This window comes from Aquimarina algiphila (assembly GCF_007489275.1).
Taxonomy (GTDB): domain Bacteria; phylum Bacteroidota; class Bacteroidia; order Flavobacteriales; family Flavobacteriaceae; genus Aquimarina; species Aquimarina algiphila.
Window position 1 is genome coordinate 1 of sequence record NZ_VLNR01000187.1, and the last position, 877, is coordinate 877.

The 877-nt window shown below is 37.2% G+C and carries 1 protein-coding gene; it reads right to left on the reverse strand.

From position 1 onward, the window contains the following. Window positions 1-877: phage tail tape measure protein (locus tag FOF46_RS31030; RefSeq protein WP_208746851.1), on the reverse strand; the 877-nt coding region annotated here is incomplete at both ends.

Here is an 877-nt window from a genome sequence, read left to right on the forward strand (position 1 = left end):
ATCGGAAATTACTACTAACAATGTTGGGCATTGCCTTTGTTGTAGCAAGGAAAAGGACTATTTGTTTTGCAATAAATTCATTTGAATCTGTAAAAGCTCCTCGTATACCACCCAATGCATTATAAAAAATGGTTTGAATTTTCGTCCATACCAGATCCATCTCACCTGCAAAAGCAACATAATCATCAGATCGTAACGCCTCATCTTTTGCTATAGCAAGTTCACGATGAGCATCGGCAGTTTCTTTCAGCATTTGTTGAAGTGGTGTGAGTACTATCGTTTGATCCTCCAGTGCCTTATTAATTGCTTCAAAAATCTTTAAAGCTCCTCCTGCATCTTCTCCAGCACCTTTAAATAAACCAGATGTTAATTGCTGTTGTTGCTGAACACTTAAACCATACTTTTTACTTTCTTTAATGATTTCCTGTAATGCTTTTTTGGTTGTAATCGTCCCTTTCTCTATCCCTTTAAAAAGCTTATCCGTGAATGTAATCCCAAAAGCATTATCCAAAGCATCTCTAGTCGTATCTGTCTGATCTGTCATAGCTAAATGGAATTCTTTTAATGCATCAGGAAGCTTATCTTTAAACACACCCAAATCATAGCCTGTAGCAATGATATTTTTAAATTCACCTACACTATATCCTGCATCGGCAAGAAATGGAGCATACTCATTTAGACTCTCTAAATACTCTTCATTTGCCGCTCCACCTTCTATCAATCCCTCTTCTATGGTGTCTAGTGCTGCACCCCAACTGATTTTAAATTTTTTAACCAGAACATTAGCGGTTTCCAGAGTCTTCTTATAATCCTGGTCAAAAACTTCTGAAATGGTTTGTGCATGTAATCGAACTTCATGAGCATGCTCACCAACCAA